General features: G+C 46.8%; 27 protein-coding genes. 7 read left to right on the top strand and 20 right to left on the bottom strand.

Annotation, left to right across the window (positions count from 1 at the left end):
* The first annotated feature begins 27 nt into the window (after positions 1-27).
* Positions 28-954 carry a 50S ribosomal protein L11 methyltransferase gene (locus QFX30_RS03310; protein WP_300488165.1) on the top strand — a complete coding sequence of 309 codons (927 nt, stop codon included), beginning with the start codon at positions 28-30 and terminating at the stop codon, positions 952-954.
* Between the two features lie 77 nt (positions 955-1031).
* Here the strand turns inward: QFX30_RS03310 and QFX30_RS03305 are convergent, their stop codons facing one another.
* The 5 genes from QFX30_RS03305 to pth2 are packed head-to-tail and all read right to left on the bottom strand — an operon-like array spanning position 1032 to position 3777.
* Positions 1032-2267 (bottom strand): tripartite tricarboxylate transporter permease, encoded by a 1236-nt coding sequence (locus QFX30_RS03305; protein ID WP_300488258.1) that lies wholly within the window; start codon positions 2265-2267, stop codon positions 1032-1034.
* Positions 2268-2289: 22 nt separating this feature from the next.
* Complete coding sequence (locus tag QFX30_RS03300; protein WP_300488162.1) at positions 2290-2559, bottom strand: elongation factor 1-beta; 270 nt, start codon at positions 2557-2559, stop codon at positions 2290-2292.
* Positions 2560-2606: 47 nt separating this feature from the next.
* Positions 2607-2768, bottom strand: coding sequence for a zinc finger domain-containing protein (locus QFX30_RS03295; protein ID WP_300488159.1), 162 nt, complete (start codon positions 2766-2768; stop codon positions 2607-2609).
* A complete protein-coding gene (locus tag QFX30_RS03290; RefSeq protein ID WP_300488156.1) occupies positions 2769-3419 on the bottom strand; it encodes a delta 1-pyrroline-5-carboxylate synthetase in 651 nt (216 codons plus the stop codon).
* A gap of 19 nt (positions 3420-3438) precedes the next feature.
* Positions 3439-3777: an aminoacyl-tRNA hydrolase gene (gene pth2, locus QFX30_RS03285; protein ID WP_300488154.1), complete on the bottom strand. Its 339-nt coding sequence runs from the start codon at positions 3775-3777 to the stop codon at positions 3439-3441.
* 253 nt (positions 3778-4030) lie between these two features.
* On the opposite strand from pth2, the gene hmtA2 reads away from it, so the two are divergent.
* Together hmtA2 and QFX30_RS03275 are read left to right on the top strand one after the other, a co-directional pair.
* On the top strand, positions 4031-4237 hold the full coding sequence (gene hmtA2, locus QFX30_RS03280) for a histone HmtA2 (RefSeq protein WP_013295109.1): 207 nt from the start codon (positions 4031-4033) through the stop codon (positions 4235-4237).
* A 176-nt stretch (positions 4238-4413) separates the two neighbouring features.
* Positions 4414-6189 (top strand): ribosome biogenesis/translation initiation ATPase RLI, encoded by a 1776-nt coding sequence (locus QFX30_RS03275; RefSeq protein WP_300488151.1) that lies wholly within the window; start codon positions 4414-4416, stop codon positions 6187-6189.
* A gap of 247 nt (positions 6190-6436) precedes the next feature.
* Here QFX30_RS03275 and QFX30_RS03270 read toward each other — a convergent pair whose 3' ends face one another.
* The 3 genes from QFX30_RS03270 to QFX30_RS03260 form a co-directional block, all read right to left on the bottom strand.
* Positions 6437-7594, bottom strand: a complete 1158-nt coding sequence (locus QFX30_RS03270; protein WP_300488148.1) for a pyridoxal phosphate-dependent aminotransferase — start codon at positions 7592-7594, stop codon at positions 6437-6439.
* Positions 7595-7858: 264 nt separating this feature from the next.
* A complete protein-coding gene (gene radB, locus QFX30_RS03265; protein WP_300488145.1) occupies positions 7859-8563 on the bottom strand; it encodes a DNA repair and recombination protein RadB in 705 nt (234 codons plus the stop codon).
* A complete protein-coding gene (locus QFX30_RS03260) occupies positions 8560-9183 on the bottom strand; it encodes an L-threonylcarbamoyladenylate synthase (RefSeq protein WP_300488142.1) in 624 nt (207 codons plus the stop codon). Before QFX30_RS03260 ends, radB begins: the two co-directional genes overlap by 4 nt.
* A 52-nt stretch (positions 9184-9235) precedes the next feature.
* Here QFX30_RS03260 and pgsA point away from each other — a divergent pair, with 52 nt between their 5' ends.
* From pgsA to QFX30_RS03240, 4 genes are read left to right on the top strand one after another with little or no spacing between them, the layout of a single operon-like run.
* Positions 9236-9805, top strand: a complete 570-nt coding sequence (gene pgsA / locus QFX30_RS03255; RefSeq protein ID WP_300488139.1) for an archaetidylinositol phosphate synthase — start codon at positions 9236-9238, stop codon at positions 9803-9805.
* A 45-nt stretch (positions 9806-9850) separates the two neighbouring features.
* Positions 9851-10084, top strand: a complete 234-nt coding sequence (locus QFX30_RS03250; protein WP_300488136.1) for a DUF357 domain-containing protein — start codon at positions 9851-9853, stop codon at positions 10082-10084.
* A gap of 10 nt (positions 10085-10094) precedes the next feature.
* A complete protein-coding gene (locus tag QFX30_RS03245; RefSeq protein ID WP_300488131.1) occupies positions 10095-10748 on the top strand; it encodes a TIGR00153 family protein in 654 nt (217 codons plus the stop codon).
* On the top strand, positions 10748-11407 hold the full coding sequence (locus tag QFX30_RS03240) for a DUF434 domain-containing protein (protein ID WP_300488128.1): 660 nt from the start codon (positions 10748-10750) through the stop codon (positions 11405-11407). The genes QFX30_RS03245 and QFX30_RS03240 overlap by 1 nt, the downstream gene beginning before the upstream one ends.
* Positions 11408-11522: 115 nt before the next feature.
* Here the strand turns inward: QFX30_RS03240 and fbp are convergent, their stop codons facing one another.
* From fbp to QFX30_RS03180, 12 genes are all read right to left on the bottom strand, one after another.
* The gene (gene fbp, locus QFX30_RS03235; protein ID WP_300488125.1) at positions 11523-12620 is read right to left on the bottom strand and encodes a fructose-1,6-bisphosphate aldolase/phosphatase; all 1098 of its coding nucleotides are present in this window, start codon (positions 12618-12620) and stop codon (positions 11523-11525) included.
* A gap of 98 nt (positions 12621-12718) precedes the next feature.
* Positions 12719-13861, bottom strand: coding sequence for a tRNA uracil 4-sulfurtransferase ThiI (gene thiI, locus QFX30_RS03230; RefSeq protein ID WP_300488122.1), 1143 nt, complete (start codon positions 13859-13861; stop codon positions 12719-12721).
* Positions 13862-13886: 25 nt separating this feature from the next.
* On the bottom strand, positions 13887-15131 hold the full coding sequence (locus tag QFX30_RS03225) for a methanogenesis marker 16 metalloprotein (protein WP_300488119.1): 1245 nt from the start codon (positions 15129-15131) through the stop codon (positions 13887-13889).
* 43 nt (positions 15132-15174) lie between these two features.
* Positions 15175-17871, bottom strand: a complete 2697-nt coding sequence (gene alaS / locus QFX30_RS03220; RefSeq protein ID WP_300488116.1) for an alanine--tRNA ligase — start codon at positions 17869-17871, stop codon at positions 15175-15177.
* An 85-nt stretch (positions 17872-17956) separates the two neighbouring features.
* Positions 17957-18265: a 50S ribosomal protein P1 gene (gene rpl12p, locus QFX30_RS03215; protein ID WP_300488114.1), complete on the bottom strand. Its 309-nt coding sequence runs from the start codon at positions 18263-18265 to the stop codon at positions 17957-17959.
* A 50-nt stretch (positions 18266-18315) separates the two neighbouring features.
* Positions 18316-19335, bottom strand: a complete 1020-nt coding sequence (locus tag QFX30_RS03210; protein WP_300488112.1) for a 50S ribosomal protein L10 — start codon at positions 19333-19335, stop codon at positions 18316-18318.
* Positions 19336-19974 carry a 50S ribosomal protein L1 gene (locus tag QFX30_RS03205; RefSeq protein WP_300488257.1) on the bottom strand — a complete coding sequence of 213 codons (639 nt, stop codon included), beginning with the start codon at positions 19972-19974 and terminating at the stop codon, positions 19336-19338. It lies immediately after the preceding gene.
* Between the two features lie 78 nt (positions 19975-20052).
* Positions 20053-20535, bottom strand: a complete 483-nt coding sequence (locus QFX30_RS03200) for a 50S ribosomal protein L11 (protein ID WP_300488109.1) — start codon at positions 20533-20535, stop codon at positions 20053-20055.
* Positions 20535-21014 carry a transcription elongation factor Spt5 gene (locus tag QFX30_RS03195; protein WP_300488106.1) on the bottom strand — a complete coding sequence of 160 codons (480 nt, stop codon included), beginning with the start codon at positions 21012-21014 and terminating at the stop codon, positions 20535-20537. The genes QFX30_RS03200 and QFX30_RS03195 overlap by 1 nt, the downstream gene beginning before the upstream one ends.
* Positions 21015-21066: 52 nt before the next feature.
* The gene (locus tag QFX30_RS03190) at positions 21067-21246 is read right to left on the bottom strand and encodes a protein translocase SEC61 complex subunit gamma (protein ID WP_160323217.1); all 180 of its coding nucleotides are present in this window, start codon (positions 21244-21246) and stop codon (positions 21067-21069) included.
* Between the two features lie 122 nt (positions 21247-21368).
* Positions 21369-22514 carry a cell division protein FtsZ gene (gene ftsZ / locus QFX30_RS03185; RefSeq protein ID WP_300488103.1) on the bottom strand — a complete coding sequence of 382 codons (1146 nt, stop codon included), beginning with the start codon at positions 22512-22514 and terminating at the stop codon, positions 21369-21371.
* 230 nt (positions 22515-22744) lie between these two features.
* Positions 22745-23305: a pyruvate kinase alpha/beta domain-containing protein gene (locus QFX30_RS03180; protein WP_300488101.1), complete on the bottom strand. Its 561-nt coding sequence runs from the start codon at positions 23303-23305 to the stop codon at positions 22745-22747.
* Between the last annotated feature and the right edge of the window lie 54 nt (positions 23306-23359).

Here is a 23359-nt window from a genome sequence, read left to right as displayed (position 1 = left end):
AATATGTGGAGGATAATATTTAAGTGTATGTCAGCAAGGTGTCCCGTCTGTGGGGAGGTTTTTCGCGCACATAACAAGCATGAACTGGAAGGGTATTATGATCCCTGTGAGGGCTGTATAAACCCTGGCTTCAGGAAGTTCAGGCCCATAATGGAACAGGTGACTGAATCGGCACTTGAAGAATGTGAATGTGGCAGAAGGCACCTTGATTCTGTAATGGCACAGGTATCCATGATCCTTATAGAGAATGGGGTCATCCCAAAAAATTCCAGGTTGAGGGACGCCGGTGTTCCGCTCATAACTCCCGCATTTCCCCTTAAATCGGCCCCCTTCCTGCCCGCGGACTCACTTGTTCTCCTAACACCCGGTGCCAGTGTGGAGGCTGCAGAGCTGATAATAAACGATGTGCCTGAGGTTAAGGGTGTCATAAGGGGTGATCCCTCAGTGACACCGGGGGTTATTGATTCATACAGGATTCCAGAGGTATACGATCTTCTTGCAGGCTGTGATATGAGGTGTGACATCATAGAGACTCCTGCAGGTTCAATGTCCATATACAGGAGGCAGAGCAGGCTTCACATAGAATTTTCAGGGCGTAAAAACAAAAAAATAGAGTTTGCTGCCAGGGAAATCCTATCAATTCGTCCAGAGACTGTTCTGGACGCCACCTGCGGCCCCGGCACCCTGGGAATATTTGCACTGATGGCAGGTGCAGATAGGGTTGTCTTCAATGACATCTGGAGGGATGCATGTGAGATGACACACCTGAACCTTCAGATCAATGGCTTCAGGAAGGAAAGATTCAGAATATACTCTGAGGATATCAGAAAACTGCCTGAAATACTGGATGAAAAATTTGACCTATGTATTGTGGATCCATTTCCTGGTGTGGATGTAAAGGAGTTCCTTGATGCTGCAGGAAAACTGGCAGAGAGGATCCTGCTGATTCAGTGACCCTCAGAGACATGGAATCTCCAGAATCTGGTTGTTTTTAGGCCCATTTTTAACTGATATTATCAGATGATTGAAACTTAAATTCCCATGTAAATAACCACTGCAGGAAGCACAAGTACCCCCATGAGATGGGACTTACTTATACTTGCACAGTGGGGGATGATCCCAAAGGCAGTGGATGTAAGGAGCGCCACTGAAATGAACAGCAGATTTGCGCCCTCCATGATGGCGAAAAAGAAGATGGATGCCACAATAAAGAGCATTACACAGGCCGATACCCTTCTGTAGTTGATACCTGAGAGGCTAGATGCAAGATGATCGCCCAGCTTTATGGAGGCTACTGCAGCGGCAGAGACCGCAAGGAGAGACGCTGATATGAAGAGCATGAGATGGGCCATGGTGACATCCTGAACAATCTCTGAAATGTAGACCGCAATGCCGCTTCTGGGGTTTCCTATGAGGTAGAGTGTGAGGAGCGAGAAGAGGGCGTCTGATGTGTTCAGACCTGAAATTGCCATGATGAAATCCTCAGGTGCATCCTCACCCCCTGAACCTGTGAGGGAGGCTGCTATCATCCCGCCCTGGGCCGGTCCAAATCCCGGGAGAAACCCCAGTAAAACAGATGCCAGCCCACCTGCAGACACCGACCTCAAGGTGTTCATGCTGAACTCTGTGAAATGAACTCTGCCCTGTTCAGGAATATCTGATGCTGAATTTAAACTGTAAAGGAGGGTGCTGAGTCCAAAAAACCCTGTAAAAAGTGTCATGAGCCCAAGACCCGGTGATATGGGCGTCTGAAACATGAGCCAGCCCATTGCACCTGAGAAGAGAAAAAGCGCCGAAGCCCAGATTAAGGCCTCAAAATTTCTGCTGAGTTTTATTATCATGTAAACAGATACCAGAATTAAAATTAACCATATATGGGGTCTGAGGAAATCGTATAGTGGTGGTAAAATCAGGAAGAGTGATGGTAGGAGGATTATTGTGATGAGGATCCCTCCAACACCACCAACCGTGGCCGCCCTTATGGCCTCCCCTGCCCTACCTTCAAGCACCAGCCTGTGAGAGGGGAGGACAGAGATGGCTGTTCCCTCATCGGGTACCCCAAGAAGCGCTGATGGTATGAACTCAAGAAGGGCGTGTGCCACTGAAAGTGATAATAAAAAAACAGCGAGGAATTCCTCAGATACACGAATGTGGGTTGATGATGCGAAAATGAATGCTCCCACAGTATTAACATGGATGCCGGGAATTAGGCCCGTTAATATGCCAGTGATGATTCCAAGAAAACAGGCAAAAAGGATATCTGTTATCCCAATCACCCGGGAAGGGGAGCTACATTAACCTTCTCACATCTGTTACCTCTATGTTGCTGACACCATCAATACCCGCGAGGCTCTCCTCAGCAGCTTCGGTTCCGCCCTCGGCATCGCCCACAACAACCATCACATTGAGGGCAACGAGGCCAAATGCTATGGGCTCCTCATCTATTTTGTGAAGCTCAGTACCTTCGGGTATCCTTGATTCAATTTCCTTCTTGAGTGCCTCAAGGTCCACCTCTGGACTTTCAGGCATAACCTTTATGGTAGCCACTACATCTCCCATGAAATACCTCCACATAGAATTGGGTAATACTAATTTATATATTTTTCCTATGGTCCCTCGAATCCACAGCTACAGCGATATGTGTGTCCGAAAGTCCTGCACTTCTGGCACCTGTAGATCATCTCACCGCACATGGGGCATTCGAATTTCACATAGGTTTCAACTAGAGGTATCTCCTGTTTACAGGATGTGCATTCTATCTTTGTCATCTAATCACCTCTTATAACTGTACATATAACTTCTGAAGCACCTGCCCTTAAAATGGACAGCACCCTTTCGGGAAACTTCCCGTTTGCAACATAACAATCAGTTTTCAGTTTAATGAGAAGTTCAGGTAGTGCTTCGTCCACTGATGTCTCACCAAAAGATAGTAAGTTTTTAGCACTTATCTCATTTATAAGTTTAGCATCACTGGCAGGTGGCCTCTCAGTATATATACCATCTACATCTGTTGCTATTAAAAGTTTCGCCCCGAGCATGTGTGCTATTATGAGTGAGAGGGAATCCGAGGTCACCCTCCATGAGTGTTCCACAGGATCAGTAAAACAGAGGAGTTCAGATGGCAGGATTACAGGTGTCAGACCACTCCCGGCTGCCTCCCTGCACTCCCCAAGTGTCCTCACTGGAACAGCAGATTCACATAGATCAGAAAGCAGTCTTCCAGTAATATCCATGCAGAGTATCGCTGAATCATGGGCTGCGCTTTCAGAAAATCCTAGAATCCGGTCATAGTACCTCACTCTATCTGCAAAATCTCCCCCACCGCACACAACAGCTGTGCCCGTTCCCTCAAGGCTTTTAAGAAGTTCTGCTGCGTGTTTGGGAAATAGGCTACCCCCTATCTTAACAACCCAGTCCATAATATCACCTATTTCAGCCTCAGAGAAGTTTGAGGTCGCCTGTTATTTTATCTATCTTCTCATCCTCATCGGGCCCTATGCCCAGGCATGTGATGGTGCCTGCAGGTATCTGGGTATGACCGGCGTCCCTCACAAGATAGTATGAGATTCCAGACTCCTTCACAGATTCGTATATCTCCAGGAGCTCATCAAGGCTCTTAACTGAAACTATAACCTTCTTTGAACCATCAATTTCCCATCTTCTGATTTTATCAGGATCTGTTTTTTTGAATGAACCAATAGAAGCATGACAGGCCTGGGCTGCTATTTTACCCTTTCCCATCTTCAGATCAGACCTCACTATTATGACCTGTTTCATTTTCCCACCATCCGGGTCTATATTGGTTTATACTAATAACTGTTTCCAGCGCTAAAAAAATGAAAAGTCATCAGTGTCCATCTCATGCGCACCTCAACTGGAGGTGCCCCTCCAAACCAGAAGGTTGGTGCCAGTGTTACAGTGAAAATCTGCAAGGCTGGGAAGTAGAGAATCATGATATGGATGGAAAATAATGCCGAAAAATCGATAAATTTAAATAGTATTTGGTTAAATATAGAATTGAGGTGATATTATGGCCGAATTACCAATAGCACCAGTTGGGAGAATAATAAAAAATGCCGGTGCCCAGAGAATAAGCGATGACGCAAGGGAAACACTTGCAAAAATTCTGGAAGATAAAGGCGAAGAAATAGCAGCAGAAGCTGTTAAACTAGCAAAACACGCCGGCAGAAAAACTGTTAAAGCATCAGACATAGAACTGGCCGTTAAAAAGCTATAGATGGCCATTCTATTTTTATTTTAAAAGTCAAATTTCTGTATCCTTCCAAAGATTTCTCTGTAACCATTGACTGTTTATTACCCTTCCCATACTGAATTTCTGAGAATGATTTATTTATTACCATAATACCATAATCAACCAACCTGAATTTTCATCCTCAACTAATGGTGATAGAATTGACCAGAATTTCAATACTCGATCATGATAGATGCCAGCCAAAGAAATGCAACTACGTATGCATAGATTACTGTCCTGGAGTTAGAATGGATGAGGATACCATAACCATTGATGAGAAAACAAAGAAACCCCTCATATCTGAGGAACTGTGTTCCGGTTGTGGTATATGTACAAAAAGGTGTCCATTCAAAGCCATAAGCGTTATAAATCTTCCCGAGGCACTCGAAGACCCGGTTCACAGGTACGGACAGAACATGTTTGAACTCTTCGGCCTTCCCACCGTGACAGAGGGGGATGTGATCGGCCTGATAGGTCCAAACGGTATCGGGAAGTCAACAATCATAAGGATACTGTCGGGTGAACTCAGGCCAAACCTTGGCAACTTCCAGGACCCACCAGACTGGGATGAAATTATAAACCACTTCAGGGGATCCCAGCTGCAGAATTACTTCCGGAACCTCAGTGAAGGAAAGGTAACAGTTGTGCACAAACCCCAGATGGTGGATAAGATCCCAAAGTACGTTAAGGGAAAGGTTGAGGATCTTCTCCTGAGTATAGGCTCGAAGAGAACAGATGAAGTAGTTGAAACCCTCGAGATTGGGGAGATAATGGGTCGTGAGATATCAAACCTCAGTGGAGGTGAACTCCAGAGCGTGGCAATTGCAGCTGCAGCTCTACGTGAAGCAGATTTCTATTACTTCGATGAACCCACCTCATGGCTGGATGTGAGGCAGAGACTCAATGCAATAAGGGTCATAAGGTCCCTTGCAGAGGCAGGGAAATCCGTTATGGTGATAGAGCACGACATGGCCGCCCTTGATGCAATGTCAGACTATGTCCACATACTATACGGTAAACCCGGAGGATATGGTGTTGTATCCAACCGCCGCGGTGTCCGGGTGGGGATCAACACCTACATCAGGGGTTTCCTCAGGGAAGAGAACGTGAGATTCCGTGATCATGAAATAGAATTCAAGGTGAAACCCCCACGAGCCGAGGAGGAGGGCGAAGTCCTCGTGGAGTACTCAAAGATGACAAAGTCCCATCCAGCATTCAGTCTTCACGTTGAGGAGGGTACAGTATACCTCAACGAGGTTGTTACTGCCTTTGGACCAAACGGTATAGGTAAAACAACCTTTGCAAGGATCCTTGCAGGTGTTGAAAAACCGGATGAGGGCAAGGTCAAGAGGAAGATAAAGATATCCTACAAACCCCAGTATCTTTCATCGAATTATAGTGGTACCGTGGAGGAATTCCTGTATGAAAATGCACCCTCATATGGATCGAAGCTATTCAAAAGCGAGATCATGAGGCCATTCAATCTTGAGGAAATACTTGACAAAGCAGTTAATGAGCTGAGTGGTGGTGAGCTGCAGCGCCTTGCAGTGGCAGTTGCACTCTCCCGGGATGCGGAACTTTATGTTCTGGACGAACCAACAGCTTTCCTAGATGTTGAACAGCGTCTGCTTGCAGCCAAGGCCATAAGAAGGATAATTGAAAGCAGGAATGCGTCTGCCATGATAATTGACCATGACATAATCTTCATTGACTACATATCCGACAGGGCCATGGTCTTCAGTGGTAAACCGGGAGTTGAAGGACGCGCAGGAAGCCCCACAGAACTCAGGGAAGCTATGAATACATTCCTAAGGGAAACAGGGATAACATTCAGGAGGGATAAGGAAACAAAAAGGCCGCGTGTCAACAAGCCTGGAAGTTTCCTTGACAGGCAGCAGAAGGAGATGGGGGAATACTATTACCTGAAAACAGAATAGTAGATGAAAATCCCCCTTTCAAAATTACCATAAGAGATATCAACTAACACCTTCCATTCCTCATTTTCCCCATGAAAAACCTCTAGTCATCTATGAGTTAATCTAAGTAAAAGAGAAAAGTGAATTATCCGCCAAATCAAAGCCTCAAAAAAACCAGTTCATAAGAATAAAAACCATACTAACGAACAGTCCCGCCAATAAAAGCCCCAAAAAAGGGGGGCAGATTAAAAAACTAAAAATTGTGGAATTATGATGGTCTCAGGAACTCCATCACATCCACAAAGTTCTCAGCGAATATCTCGACCTGTTCAGTGGGTATAGAGAAACTGAGACGTATGTACCTGTCCCCGAATATTTTGCTTGTATAGGCGCCCTGCCTTACAAAGATCTTCCTCTTAAGAAGGTAGTCTGTAAGGTCAACTGGGTTAACCCCGGTTTCATGTATATCTATGGCCATCATATTACCATTTGAGGGGTAAACCGGGAGAAATGCCCCTTCAACCTCTTCAACAGCATCCTTGATGATCCTCTGGTTCCTGAAGGTCACATCCCGTATCCTGTCAACCCACCTGTCCTTTGATTTGAGGGCTGCGATTGCACCTGCCTGGGACACAACATTTGTACCGAGGTCATTTATAACGATGCTCTTCACTGACTCAACAATATCCTCAGTTGCAACAATTGCACCTATCCTGAGACCTGCCATCCCGCATATCTTGGAAAAGCTGTACACTGTAACTGTATTGTCGGGGGCGTAATCAGCCGCAAGGTGGTGTTCCCGTGCAAAGTCCCTGTAGGTTATATCGTGCAGAAGGTAAACATCATGGTCCACTGCGATGTCTGCAAATGCCTTTATCTCCTCCAGTGTATATGATGATCCCAGTGGATTCAGGGGGTCAATGAGTGAAATCATGCGGGTGTTGCTGTCCATATTCTCAAGTACAAGGTCAGGTGTCAGTTTATATCCACATTCACTGCTGTATATTGGGACCGACGTGACACTGCATGCGAATCTGCTTGCAAAGTTGTCAATTATCAGGTAACCGGGATCACATGTTATGGCATTGTCCTCAGGGTTGAGAATATCATTCATGCATAGATACAGGGACTCTGTACCTCCAGCAGTTATGAGGGCCTCAAATCCATCCCCCAGTCCCAGATCCTTCAGTACAAGTTCCTTGAGTTCCGGGAAACCCTCAGGGGGAGGATACTTGCAGTAACTACCCTCATTTATGCAATCAATCATGGCTTCCGCTATTTCAGAGTGATCATGAAGATGGTTGGTGTTCTGACCCATCCATATCATTTCTTTGTCCTTGAAGACATAGTTAAAAAACTCATTTGAAGTTTTAAAGCCGTTTGGCGGCACTTTTGCGGCTTTAGCATATTTTTTAGGAGAAATCATTTTATCACATCAGCACCAGAGTATACTAATGAAAGAGAAGAAGGCTTCTCTTATCTACCCGAGGCTGAACCTCAACCATAGGCCACACTATTACCGTGTTCTATATCATATTAAACAAACCACTTAATAAACTTTGTTCAGCACAAGAGATTCTGTAATAAAATTCAGGACCCATATCCTACCTTAAGGCGCAGATTAACCCCCCGGCGCCCCGCCAGACTATTAATAGAAGACCTATCCTGGAAAAATTAAAATCTCTCAAGCTCAGACAATACCCTCAGGAACTATCCTGAAACTGGTCCTCAAACCTTCGGGCCTGTTTCTGTGCCTTCTGAGTATAGCAACCCTCTCACCTGGCCTATCACCCATTTCAAGTTCAACAATTGTTTTGGACCAGTACCTCAGGAGGGTCCCGCCAACGGGACTCACCCTCTCCACCCCATCATCTCCCCTCAGGGAATATATTTGGTTGGTTATAACCGCTGCAAGGTCAAATCTTCTTGCCATCTGCAGAAGAAGGAAAAGCTGTCTTCCAAGATCAACATTGAAATTAGATCCGTTACCCTCCTTTAGACGGTATAGGGCCACTGCGGAATCAAGTACAACAAGGTCAACTGACTCCCCATGGTTTTTTAGGACATTCAGTGTTCTTTGAATGGCCTCACCCTGCTCTGTGAAGCTAGATGGTTCAAAAACTATTATATTATCGGCAACTCTTTCAAATGAAGATCCTGAAACCTGTCTTATTCTTTCAACAGAAATTCCGCCCTCAGTATCTATAAAAACTGTCTTTTTATCTCTCTTTGAGGTTTCAACTGCAAGTTTAATTGCGATGTTGGTTTTGCCAGAAGCTGGAGGCCCATAGAACTGGGTAATGGTCCTCCTCTCAACACCCCCTCCAAGTATGGAGTCAATGGATGAGCCAGTGGTGAGCCTTTCGTTTTCACCTAGCTCCATAAGGGTCCTCATCCTATACACCTGAAAATCCTGTGGATAACTTCAGGGTCCCCCCTACCTATCCTTAGAACAGCGGGTGGTTCAACTGTAAGATCAACAACCGTGGATGGTTCAGTGCTATCACATTCGCCTGCATCAAGCATGAGGTCAACATCCAGATCCCCAATTATATCATGGGGGTTCCCTGATGGTTGCCTACCTGATATATTGGCACTCGTGGCAGTCACAGGAAACTTTGCTGATATCCTCCTGCATACCTCATCATCAGGAACCCTTATACCCACCTTTGATGATCCTCCTGTGAGAATATCCGGCACCAGCTTCTTCTTCTCAAGTAAAACCGTGTAGGGGCCCGGTAATATCCTCCTGATTATCTCCATGGCCTGTTCTGATGGTTTTGAGAACCTTGGTATCTCAGACACCTTTGAGACACATATGGATACCGGTTTATCAGGGGCCCTTCCCTTTATCCTGAAGAGCTTCTTTACTGACTCCCCGTCAAGTGCATTGACACCGAGACCATAGATGGTATCTGTGGGATATATCACTGCCCCACCCCTCTCCATAACAGCTATAGCCTCATCAATCACCTTTTGTGAGAGGTTTTCTTTTCTTATTTTCCGGATTATCATTGAACCACCAGATCATGATCAATTTATATATGTAATCAATATAAATGAGTTCATGTTGAATCAATTCAGACCGGCACTCAGAAGGTTCATAGACCCCATCGCTGAGAAGATTACGATACCGGCAAATTATATAACGTTCACTGGTTTCCTGGTTGCATGTGCCTCGGCCGCATACTATGCCACAGGGAATATTATTAACGGTGCCCTGCTTCTTGCATTAAGTGGATTCATAGACGTCCTTGATGGGGCTGTTGCAAGGAGGAGGTTCAAACCCACCAGATTTGGTGGTTTCCTGGATTCAACCCTTGACAGGCTCTCAGACGGTATAATCATTACTGGTATAACGGCAGGGGGGTTCACAGGGATTCTCACAGGTATGCTGGCCCTCCACTCCAGCCTCATGGTCAGTTATGTTAGGGCAAGGGCCGAGTCCGAGGGCCTCGAATGCGCTGTAGGTATTGCTGAAAGGGCTGAGCGGCTCATAATACTCATTGGAGGATCCCTTGCCGGATACTTCCTTGGCTTATGGTATATGGACGCCGCCATGATAATTCTGGTCTTTGCAGGTTACTTCACGGTGATCCAGAGGATGATGTACGTCAGGAGGCAGATGAAAACATAATATGCCTCAGGAATTCCCTGATTAAGAGATTGATGAGGTGTTTAAATGGAATGCAGGGAACGCATAGAAAAGGACCTTGATCTTCTTGAGAAAAATTTAATGGAAATGGAATCCATAGAATTCAAAGGGGAAGAGAGGGCCATCATTGAGAGGGCACTGAACTACAGGGACGACTCCATCTACTACCTAGAGAAGGGGGATTACATCACATCCTTCGGGTGCATAACCTACGCCCATGGCCTTCTGGATGGCCTAAGAATGCTTCATGGAATTATATGATGGAGATAAAATGAAGTTTTTCATGAAAGAGGGCAAGGTTGAGAAGTATGGGCGCATGCACCTTGATAAGGTCATGGAATGCTACCTGAAGCTGGAGGAGCTTATGGAGGCATTTTACAGTGGTGACGGCAGAGGTGTATCCAGACTCGCAAAGGAGATAGCGTTTAGTGAGCATGAGGCCGATGAGATAAGAAGGAAAATGGAACTTGAATTCTATGAGGGGGCCTTCCTCCCCTTTGACAGAGAGGACCGTATAATGCTCGTTGAGAGCATAGACAAGGTCGCTGACGTCATTGAATCAACCGCATTCACCGTATCCCTCGGAAGGGTTTCCTTCCCCGCAGGGTTCAGGGAGGACTTCCAGAGGATGATGGATGTCACAGGAAAGACAGTTCACGCCCTTAAGGAGTGCGTGGAACTCCTTGAAAGGGACCTCGGGGAGGCCATGAGTAAGGTCCATGAAATTGAGGGCCTTGAAGATGAGGTGGATACAATTGAGAGGAAAATCATAACGGACCTCTACTCCGCCTACAGGGAGAAGGAGATGGGTGTCATAAAATTCATGGACATGAAGGAAATCACCCGGAAGATCGGGAACATTTCCGACAGGGCCGAGGATGCTTCTGACCGTGCCCTCATAATAATAGCCAAGAGAAGAGGCTGATGACCCTTAAAATGGCCGTTGAGGACCTCAGGTACCTCCTCAACAGGGGCTACCGTAAGCGTGTTGCACTGAATTTCGTTGCAAACCACTATCTTCTAGGGAAGAGGGAAAGAAATTACCTTGCAAGGTACGTATTCTCAGATGAAACCAGAAAGAGAAGACTTTCCAGACTGGTAAGTCCAGATTCCCTCAGGGGTTCAACTGTCCACATCGATGGCTACAATGTACTCATAGGTACAGAGAGCGTTCTTGGAGGTTCGGGATTTTTCATTGCCCAGGATGGGTTTCTGCGGGATTTAAGGGGTGTATCAGGGAGTTACAGGATGGGTGAAGTAACCCTGAGGGCCCTAGATGCCATAATGGATTTCCTATCAGATTCAGGTGTTAAAGAGGTGTTTTTCTACTTTGACAAGAACATCAGCCACAGTGGTAGACTGAGGCATATCGTTGAGGAACTCATGAATTCCAGAAAACTCGAGGGACGTGCTATTCTCTCATCATGCGTTGACAGAAGGCTTAAGGAAAGTGGGGGTGTTGTGGCGACAGCTGACGGTGCTGTGATCGACTCTGTGGAGATGGTGATTGACATTCCCCATGAGATACTCAAGAGAATCAACAAGAAGAATCCACATAATGAATGTGACAGGAAAGACAAGTAATTGAAAGTACTTCAAGCAATCAGCATTATGACATCATTGAGTACCGTGAAAGAACTTACTGAGCAGGAGGAATTTAAAGTCTTCACTAAAAAATGAAGATGTGGGAAAATTCCACTTACTCTATATCCTCAAATCTGTCTCCGAGTTTTTCAAGCACACCTGGAAGGGATGTGTACTCCATTTCATCTGATGGGAGCCTGTGGGGTTCGAATGGCCCGTGTCTTCTCATGTACTCTGCAATTTCAGATGCAAGCTGCCTTGAGCGGTCAAATGCTGGGTCATCAAACATGTCAATTGGGCCTACGAGTTTGCAGTCTGCGACCTGGAATCCCAGCCCTATGACCCTTGGAGGTCCGTCGAACCTGACAGGTGTTGCATCCCTCTGGGCAACAGGCATCAGTGGCCCGTTGTGTGATCCCCTCATCCAGCCACCAACAAGGTGGGGGAATGCAAAGGGCTCAACGACTTCCCCTGCTGCAGGGAATCCTGACTGTGCCCTCACAATTGCAACAGGGTCATCCTTTCCTATGTATTTGCCTGCCATGAGATTCAGTCTCTCTGTGCTCACAGAGGCTGCTATTTCTCCGTCGTCCCTTCTGTGTATCTTCTTTATCACGTAGCGGCTGATTGAACCGAGGAGTGCAAGGAGGTCGTACATCTCTTCAGGGCATGCCATTGTAACCTTCCTGTGTTCAACAACATCAAAGACCTCGAATTCGTATCCGTTGTGAAGTGTTGGATCGATAACAAGGCCGGCGGTGTTGAATGGGTCTGCAAACATTCTGAATAGGGGCAGGTTAAAGGCTCCAGGTTCTGTCTTGTCGCAGCAGAAAATTATAACAGGATCGCTTGGCCTCTCCTTAAATTCCATTTCAGCGCATCCAGGACCCATACCCTTGATGTTTCCTGAGAAGGTGTCTGAGAGGAGGTCCTGTCCTGCACCGTAAAGTTTTAAGCTTCTGGCCACTTCTGTGGCTTCCCTGAAGGCATTCCATGCTGTCTGGTGAACCTCCTCATTTTCTTCACCGTTCCTGTGGGTCATTATGAGGTCAATGTCATCTCCACAGTTGGTAATATAATAATCCTCAAGGATTCCAGTATCCCTGGCTTCTGCCAGTACCTCGTCGCACTTCTTCTTTAATGTCTCATGTGCGACTGCATGACCCGCTACGCTTCCAACGTCTGCTTTAATTACACTAATGGTTGTTTTCATATATTACACCTCCAGAAGATAGTGAGTTAATTAAGTGGATTCATTTATATAAAAAATGGGATGTGATTATTTAAAAAGTTATCCACAAATCTTCAGGGTCATTCAAGGCTTTCTGTTTCTGAAGCCGATCTGAAAATCCTCTCAATTTCATCTTCAAAGTGGATTTTTTCTGAGAGTTCCCTGATTGATGAGGGATCCGCTGCTGTTGAAGGATGGTGGGGTACAGCGCTGCATCCACCATCAGGTATAACAGAGATGTCATAGGTGCCTATCCTCTTTGCAATGGCCTCTATCTCCACCTTGTCCATGCCTATGAGGGGGCTGAGGACGGGCATCCTCACGGCAATCCTTGTGGCGAGGATGTTTGGAAGGGTCTGGGATGCCACCTGCCCAAGGCTGCTCCCATCCACTATTGCAAGCGCCCCCTCCTCCTCTGCAACCATCTCGGCGAGACGGTACATTCCAGCCTTACATAGGACGCATGTCATATTCTCAGGGGCTTCTCTCCTGCATTTTTCAAGGTAACTCCCATACCTGAAAATTCTGAGTTTGAATTCAACTCCGGCAGAATACTCCGCAAGTTTTGAAGCGATTTTCTCAACCTTATCAAGGGACTCGGGAGCTGTGAATGGTGAGTTATCGGTGTGGACCGCCACCACCTGGCATCCCCTCTTCATGAGGAGATAGGTGGCAACAGGTGAGTCTATTCCTCCAGATAAAAGGGCAACAACCTTACCCTGGGTGCCTGCAGGCAAGCCTCCCGGGCCCTGAATGACCCTGTGGTAGATGTATGTCCTGTCATCCCTTATTTCAAGGTGGATCTCAAGGTCAGGGTTTCCAAGGTCCACCGGGGCTCCGATCTCCCTGACCACAACTGAACCTGCAAAGGCTGCCATCTCCTGGCTTGTGAAGTCATGCTGCCCAACCCTTCTGCATCTTATGGCGAATGGTGTTCTCTCTGTGATGAGGCCCTCCAGTTTCAGTTCACCCACATATTCCCGGAGAGCCCCCTCTATAACATCAAAATCGGTTTCCACAGTCACGGCGGGTGAAAATGATACCACCCCAAAGATCCTTGAAAGTTTATCAAGGGCCTCATCCATGTTATCAGGGAATACGAATATTCTTCCATGCCTGATTTCTGCTCTGCAACTGAAAGCTGCCCTTATGTTGTGGAGGAGTTTTTTTTCAAATCTTCTTCTAACAGCAGGTCCCTTAATTGCAACCTCACCGTATCTCACAAGTATAACATCATATTCAAGAATACTAACACCCCCCTATGAGGAAATCGCCCTTTTCTATGAGTTCTTTGAGTTCACGGGCGAGTCTTGATGCCCTCACCCTGTCTGACTGTCTGCATACGATGGGTACTATCCTATCACCAATCCTGACCTCACCTGTATCCATCTCATACGCCCCGTAGGGACATGAGAAGGCGCATACACCGCAGCCAAAACATTTATGAAGGTCCACTCCATGGTCTATTGCATGGGTTGGGCACCTCTCTGCTGCCAGGCATGGGAGGCAGTCAGCACACCTTTCAGGGTTATAGGTGGGTCTCTCGTCACCACTCCATGTATCCGCATATGTAAGATTATGTATTATCTTTGATCGATCCCTCACGTCTGCAACTGGTAGCCCTATATCTGAATTAAGAACCAGAAGTCTCTCAAAGACCCTCTCAGATGTCACAGGCAGCGGAACTGCGATGGTGTTGAATATCTCGGGTCCTGCGGCTGTCCTGAATCCCCCAATGTAATCAGGTTTCATATCATGCAGGTCCCCGCTCAGCATGAGATTTGGTCTTTCAGGACTGCTCCTTGTACCCTCACCCAGCACGAAGCCCCTGGCACCATTTAAGAGTACCCTTGTTCCCCTCCTGATGGCCTCCATGCCGGGATCATTTTCAATGGGATTGATGTCACCGCAGCCTGAAAATGAGAGGCCCCCGCAGTGGGGTGGCATTTCAAATGCATTGAATATGGATCTTACAGGTTTATCGGATGGATTTACAAGGGCTGTGTAGTTTCTGAATGCCATCCTTGTCCCTATTATCCTCGCTGTTTCAATATCCTTCAGGGTAACTGTGGATTCAATGGAAGTTCCATCCTCTGACTTTACAGTCACATCAACCTCAGATCCGATGAGAAGGTCCCTGAGAAGAAATCCACCACCATATTCCGGGTCCCTGACGCTTCTGGCTGTCCCATAAATGAAGATGTCCACTGAACCCAGGTTTTCATTTGGACATGGGCCAGGATACGCGGGTATGCCATTCAGTTCAGCTGAAACAGCCTTCCTGAATGAACCAGGTTCAGATACCCTGAAATGCATGACCGCTGCTGTCCCGGACATTACCCCGCAGGTGGCCGCTGTTACCACGTCGACCTCATCTGCAGATGGGGCCTCATCGTTGAGGACCAGCTCCTTGAGTTCCCCGGCTGTTAAAACCGTTGCTTCACCATCCAGTATCCTCTCATTTATTTCTGAGATGGTCCTCCTCAAATTCATCACCAGACAACGACAAGAACCGTTATTTTACAGATCCTCAAATTCATCCCCCGAAGGATTCAAGTGAGGATCTTGCCTCCTCAAGGGCCTCATGGATTTTATCCTTTCCTTTACCGGCTCCCTGTGCAAGGTGGGGCTTTCCGCCACCTCCACCTCCAAGGACCCTTGCAGCTGATGCTATAACCTCATTTATCCTTAAACCCTTTTTGACAGCGTCATCAGAGGCTGCACCAACTATGTGGCCCTCCAAATTTGCAAGGACAACTGCGTCGGCTGATTCTGTGAGTTCAAGGGCCATATTCTTCATCTCATCCATGTCAGCCTCAACTGTGTCTATGATGACCCTCAGGCCGTTGAGGTCCTCCACCCTATCCCTTACCTCCAGGATTTTGAGTGAAGCCATTTCCTCCTTGAGGCGTGAAACCTCATTTCTGAGGGCCTTCCACTCTGTGAAGAATCTCTCAGAGGTGCGTGGAAGCTGTGATGGTGTTACTTTGAATACATCTGCACTTTCCCTCAGTATATCCCGGTTTTTCTGCATGAGTTCAATGGCCGATGCCCCTGCAGAGAATTCTATCCTTTCAACACCATCCTGTATGCGTTCGGTTCGGTTGATCATTATAAGGCCTATGTCCCCGGTTCTCTTAACATGGGTACCGGCACATGCCTGCACATCCACACCTGGAATCTCAACGACCCTTATCATGGAACCGGGCACAACACCCCCCTGGTAGAGTATGAATCCGTACCTTTTCTCTGCAATGTCCCTGTCCATCCATCTGACATCAAGGGGGATGTTTTTCATGACGTATTCGTTGGCCAGCCTCTCGATCTCATCAAGTTCCTCTTGCTTTATCCTCCTGTAATGTGAGAGGTCTATCCTTGAACTCTTAACACCCTTCTGGGCCCCTGCCTGCCATATGTGGTCTCCAAGGACCCTCCTTGCAGATGCAACTATGAGGTGGGTTGCTGTATGGTTTCTTGTAAGCTGAAGTCTTCTATCTGAATCAATCCGGCCCCTTACAGTTTCCCCTGGTTTGAGACAGATTTCATCGTCTGTCCTGTGGAGTACCACATTACCTATCTTCTCTGCATGCTTTATCCGAATCCTGCAGCCGTCTGATTCAATGTATCCTGTGTCAGATGGCTGACCTCCTCCTTCAGGGTAAAATAGTGTCCTATCAAGTATGACGCCGTCCTCATATACCCCCAGCAAACTGGCTTCAAATTCCAGGTCATCGGGTTGTTCATAGAAGAGGAGCTCTGTGTGGGGGTAATCAAGATGGATGTCCTCCTCTGGGGTTTCAGTTTCAGCCTCATTCATCTCTGCCACGAGGGTGTAGAAGTTGTCCGGGATTTTAACGCTGAAGCCTGATTCCTCTGCTATCTCCTTTATGGTTTCAGGAGGGATTCCATGGGAGTCATATAGTTTTATGAGGATTTCAAGGGGCATTTCGCTCTTATTATCCTTCCTGAGATATTTTATGGTCTTCTCCACAATCCTCCGGCCCCTTTTCACGGTCTTTGCATACCTGTGTTCCTCAAGGTCTATGATGCTGAGTATGTGTTCATGGTGCTCCCTTATCTCAGGGTAGTGGCCCTCAAGGAACTCCACCTGGATATTCATTATATCCTTCAGGGACTCCTTCATGCCAAGTTCCTTCATGAGCCTAAGCGTCCTCCGGATTATGAGCCTCGCAAGGTAGCCCTCCTTGACATTTGAGGGTATGACACCATCTGCAAGCATGAAGGCAAGACAGCGCGTATGATCTGCTATGGCATAAATAGACTCCATAGGGGCTGTTGCACGTTCAAGTTCAGTGGCTGAGATTCCAAGTTTATCAGCAACCCTTTTTCGAAGTTCCCTGAGATCAGCATAGGTTTCTATATCCATCATCCCGGCTACACGGGCATTTTCTGCCAGTATCTCCTCGTTGACCTCCACGCCTGTCAGTTCAATCAGCTTCTCAATTACCGGGCCAAAACATGCATCGTAGGCTGTTGGTGTCCCCTGGGATATCCAGGCAAATCTCTCAAGCCCATAGCCTGTGTCAACTATTTTGAGGGGGATCTCCTCCCTCCCACCATCCGGGAGGGTGCGGTACTGTATAAAAACGAGGGTCGCCAGCTCGACGCCACGGACACAGACCTCATAGCAGGGCCCCTCGTTTCCACCGCCCTGCCACCAGGATTCTATGAAGGTTATCTCAGATGGATCAATGCCTATATGAGTCAGGAATTCGTGGCAGTACTTTACTGTCTCCTCTTCCCAGTAAACTGTGTTATTCTCAGAGTTGAATGCATGGTGTCCGCCCATGGTGAAGCATGTGAGGTGTCTCCCTGTTCTTCCAACGTTATCAACGTCGTTGAGTCTTATTGACGGCTGTGCAACAACAAGAGGGTTTGCAGGTGGCTTCACAAGACCAGATGTCACCCATGGCTGAAAGTTGTATATGGATGCTCCCACAAGGAAGACATCGTCCCGCCAGCGCTTTGCAAGTACAGGATATCTTCTGATGGGTTCATGGCCCCTTTCAGCGAAGAACTCTATGAATTCATCCTGTATCTCGTACAGGTCATAGCTCCTCGAGGTTGCAGGATTTCCTATAAAATCGTATTCATCACAGGGGGCATCTCCACATGTGCTGCGTTCCCTTATTGACCAGAAGGTATTCCCACAGGACTCGCATTCATATTTTCTGTAACCCAGTTCTTCAAGCTGACGAGACATGGTAATCATTGAAAACAGTTTTTATAAATAGAATCAGAATCAGGAAAAATAAATTTTTTGCCATTGGTTATGGAAGAGAAAAATAGGAAAGAGTTTAACCGAAGAGTGCGCCAAGACCGGCTGCTGCTTCCTCTTCAGCTTCCTCTTCTTCCTCTTCTTCTTCCTCTTCTTCTTCAGCCTCTTCGGCTGCTGCTGCAGGTGCTGTGGCTGCTGCAGGTGCTGCGGCTACAGCTGTTGTTTCCATTGCTTCTTCAATGTCCACATCTTCAAGGGCTGCTATTAGAGCCTTGACCCTTGCATCATCCACCTCAGCGCCTGCCGCTTCAAGGACGCTTTTAACGTTTTCTTCGTTGATCTCCTTACCGGTTGTGTGCAGTAACATTGCTGCATATATGTATTCCATATGATCACCTCAAATTTTTATTTTTTAGGTTAACTATGCCAGTAAAGCGTTTATCCGAAGAGTGCGCCAAGACCAGCGGCTGCATCCTCTTCTTCCTCTTCTTCCTCTTCTTCCTCTTCTTCCTCTTCCTCTTCAACCTCTTCCTCTTTCTCTTCAGGGGCGGGTGCTGCTGCCCTTGAAGACAATTTATCCCTCAGTTCATCATCAACTGCTTCACCATTAACATCTGCAACTGCAGAGGCCAGTGCAAGCATCTGGGCGTAGGCCTTTGCAAGCAGTAAATCAGTTGTCTCTGAGGTGAGGATCGATGCATTGTATGCAAGGTTGAAGGACTTCGAAGCAGCCTTCTGAATAATCGCAGGCATTGTTTCGCGTGTGTATATAACTGCGTTAACTGATAGGTTAAATGCCTGTGAAAATGCTTTCTGAATGTCAGATAAGGTTTTTTCCTCATCTATAGTCAGGATGTCTGCTGTGTAGACTGTCTGATTTTCATATGCTGCCCTAAGGTCTATTCCAACCTCAAGTGGCTGTATATCCAGCCTTGTTAATATTCCTGCCACCTTGGGGGGTATTTCCTCCCCGGCCTTCACCACAACGTGGTCATTTGAAACCACGATCTTTCCCTTCTCGATCTTGGCGGGGATGCCTATCTGCTGAAGTTCCCCCAGGATTGGGCCAGGGGCAAAGCCTGTATCACCCTTTGGAACAACTATATCTGCCGGAGCTATAGCCCCTGGCTTGGCAGGGGCAGGGGTTTTACTGTCTTCAAGAATTTTGAAGAGTTTGAATGGGTTCATATCAGTGAATATGAGTGCAGGCTGGCCCTCCATATAATCAGAGAGGGATTCGACGTTTTCAAGTTCTTTGCCAGCTTTTTTCAGGGCAAGGCTGATCAGTGTCTTCTTTGACATTCTGATGAGTGCACTGTCACGGAGTGTCTGGCGCATCTTCTGTAGCTGTCTTGCAGGTATATCTGCAAGGTTAGCTATACCAACCACTTCATGACTTTTGATGAGGTCCTGGAGCTCCTGAACCTCCTTCTTCTTCCATTCAGCCACATGAGCCATTTAAATCACCCTCACTACTGGGCCCATGGTCGTCTTAACGTACATGGACTTAAGCTGGTTTCTGCCCTTCTCAAGTTTGCGGTCAATTGTCTGCAGAACCGCCTCTATGTTCTCGGCAAGTTTCTCATCATCCATATCCTCTGTGCCAACCACGGTGTGAATCACAGGCTGGTCCTTGATTCTCACCTTGACAGTGTCCCTGAGCCTCTTGAGTATGGGCTCCGGGTTTACTGTTGCTGGCACCGGCTTTGGCATTTTCTTTCTGGGTCCAAGAACCGGTCCAAGGAACCGTCCCACTAGGGGCATCATATCTGCCTGGGCCACAAAGAATTCGTAGCTATTGGCAAGTTTTTTTGCTTTCTTTCGGTTTTTGCCAAGTTCTTCAAGTTCATCCTTGGTTATCACAAGGTCGGCTCCAGCGTTCTTAGCCTGGAGAGCCAGTTCCCCATCGGCTATCACAGCGATTTTAACATCCTTACCGCGGCCGTTGGGTAGAGAAACTTCCTCGTCAAACCTGTTCTCTGGTTTGTTGATGTCAAGATCCTTGATGTTAAGAATAACATCCATGGACTGTGTGAAGTTTCTCGGCCTTGAAAGTTCCTTGGCCTTCTTCACCGCTTCCACAATCTCCTGTTGCATTTCTGAATCCTCCATGAACTTCAAAAAATAAGTTCATATGATGGGGTTAGTTATGTGATTCTCAAGATTTATAAATTTTTATGATGTGAGGAGGTCATCATAGACTCCCTGATCAACTTCCCTCTGAACCTCCCTGGGATCCTTGCCGTTCACTGTTATACCCATACTCACACAGGTACCCATGATCTCCTTGACTGCGCTTTTGTAGTCATTTGAAAGGAGGGCATCGAACTTCATCCTTGCTATCTTCAGCACCTGATCCATGGAGATGTCTGCTATCTTATCCATGCCAGGGTCCTGTGAACCCTTCTCAATCTTCAGTTCATCCATGATCAGGGCAGATGTTGGTGGCGTACCAACCTCAACCTCAAAGTCCCGTGTGTCGGTATCAACTATGATCTTAACCGGGACCTTCATTCCCTCAAAATCCGCGGTCTTGCGGTTTATCTCCTCAACAACCTGCATCATGTTAATTCCAAGCGGACCAATCGCAGGACCCAGTGGCGGTCCTGGAGTGGCTTTTCCACCATCAATAAGAATTTCAACGGTTTCTTTAGCCATTAATCAGCCTCCTTTTGTATTATTCTAATCTGATCACCTTTAACTGTTACAGGAATGGGCACTGCAGCCTCTATGAGTTCAAGCACAACTTCCTCTCTGGATTCATCTATACGGATAACCTTTGCCCTTTCACCCTTGAATGGGCCTGAAATCAGCTCAACGATGCTGCCCTTCTTAATGGATGATATTATGGGTTCAGGTTTGAGGAACCTCTTAACCTCCTCGAATTCTATCTCTGCTTCGCCCGCGGTTTTCCCCTCAACAACACCCCTCAGGTGGGGAACCCGTATGGTGGGGTTTCTCATGTCGATCTTCGAGGAGGACTCAACAAGGATGTAGCCCCTGAGGGACTCTGGAACAAGAATCGCGTTTATCTCAATACCACTATCCCTTACCTTCCTGGCCAGCATCCTTGCAACATTCTTCTCCTGACCCACAGAGGTCTTAAGGGCATAGATGGAATTTTTACTATCTTCCATTAAGAACACAACCTCATATATATAATTCACTGTGACTTTAAGTGAGAGTTAATCATCCTCCCAGTAACTGGGCAATTATGCTTATTATGAACCCTATCACACCTATCAATATTATACCAATACCCGTCACCTTTGACACGTTTAGGTATTCTTCCCTTGTGGGTTTCTTTGATACCTTCAATACCCTCTTTGACTGCTTGATAAAATTCAGAACAGAATCCCTGTATTTCATGATTTATCCCCGCTAATTTATAATGATTAAAAACAAGGATGATGATCGGGATGAGTAATGGAGTAATCTATTCTTCAAGATTTATAAATGTTTTCATTGATGTGGGGGTGTGTGGAAGAATATCAGAATACTCCATCTATGAATTCTTCCAGGACAGACTCATCCACAGAGTCCTTCTCCCGCTGTTTTTCCTCGAAGAACTCCTTTTCTGCAGATCCATGTGATCCGTATATGTAAGGTGACCTCACACCAGCAACAACAATCGTTGTTCTTATAACGTTCTGCAGTTCATCCTGAATTTGCGCACCCCATATTATGTTTGCATCGGGATCCAGTTCCTCGGCAACAACCTCAACTATCCTTTCGGCCTCCTGAAGTGTCAGGTCGGAGCTTCCAGAGATATTGATAAGTGCACCCTTTGCATTGGATATGTCCAGATCAAGCAGCGGGCTGTTAAGAGCCTCGTAAACTGATTCCAGGGCCCTGTCACCTGCCTCGGCTTCACCCATTCCAATCATTGCCATTCCTGAACCCTTCATTATGCTCCTCACATCAGCGAAGTCGAGGCTCACAAGACCCGGCCTGGTTATGAGTTCAGTTATCCCCTTAACGGCCCTTCCAAGGATTTCATCTGCAACCATGAATGCCTTGTTGAGGGGAAGGTTGGGTGCAACCTCGAGAAGCTTGTCATTGGGGATCACTATGACGGTATCGGCAGCACTCTGAAGTTTCTCCAAGCCTCTTTCAGCGTTTTCCCTTCTTTTAAGGCCCTCTGCACTGAAGGGCATGGTTGCAACTGCTATTGTTAATGCGCCGGCCTTTTTGGCCAGCTTGGATATCACAGGTGCTGATCCGGTTCCTGTGCCTCCCCCAAGACCGCAGGTCACAAAGACCATGTCAGCCCCTTCAAGCTCCCTTCGGATATCATCCTCGCTTTCCTCGGCACATTCCTCTCCAACCTCAGGGACACCGCCCGCGCCAAGACCACCACATACATTCCTTCCTATCAGAAGCTTTCGGTCTGCAACCGTGTAGAAAAGGTCCTGGGCATCTGTGTTAATGGCTATTGTTTCAGCGCCCTCAACCCCTATTTCACTGAGCCTTGTGACGGTGTTGTTACCCGCCCCACCGGTCCCAACAACGTATATCTTTGCCCTGCTCTTTTCGATTATTTCCCGAAGTTCCTGGTCGATTTCTGAATTCATTGAGATGGAAGATGGCTTTTCTCTTTTCTCAGATTCCCTTATGGCATCGTTAATGAATTTCAATTACTACCCCCACATTTATCTATGAAATATGATATTGTGATAATACATATTTAAAAGCAACGGTTTAAGTAGCACCAATGAACCCATGGCTCCCTATAAAAATTAAAAATCAGTTTCTGTGACCTCTGAAAATACCGGTACAATCTCGGGGCAAAATGAATTTAGGGTATGGTCACCGGGCCATGAAAATCATGAATCCAACAACCGCTCATATCATCCAGGTGACGGGACTATGGTCTTGGCATCGCAATGATTTCATGAATTCTCAGGTCAAATACGCTGTTCATATGTGCCGGTGTGATTACCATGGCCGTGTCAGCCCCCCATGCAGTGCCGCCTATGGCTATGACCTCCCTATCAACAGGTATGAGGCCGGCGTCGGCTGCCATTATCGATATCTCAACACATACCTTGAAGCCCTGTGAAACCATCCTGAGGGTTTCGGCCATCACCTCAACAGGTGTGACTCCGCCGAATTTATTTGATATCCCCCTTCCAACACCGCTGAGGGCATGTGAACCTGCATATACACTGACACCCCTTTCAATTAGTTTCTCCTTCATCCCGGGTTCAAGTTCAAGTTTGCCTTTCTCCCTGAAACCTGCATGGTGTGTTACAGAAACGATGTTTCCTTCAACCATCTCTGATAACCTGAGTGCTGTTTCACCGGATACCGAGGCTACCACAAAGTCCCTGATCCCCAGTTTATCTGCTCTTTCCTTAACAAGTTCAAGGACCCTTTCAGTGTTCTCCTTACCCGGGCTTTCAAAGTAACATATACTCTCCATCACATCTACCACCACCTATTAATTAAATTTAAGTATATACTTTAGATCCCAAATAGT

It is taken from the genome of Methanothermobacter sp. (assembly GCF_030055435.1).
Taxonomy (GTDB): domain Archaea; phylum Methanobacteriota; class Methanobacteria; order Methanobacteriales; family Methanothermobacteraceae; genus Methanothermobacter.
The sequence above is the reverse complement of the archived record's forward strand: the minus strand, read 5'-3'. Positions and strand labels throughout refer to the sequence as shown.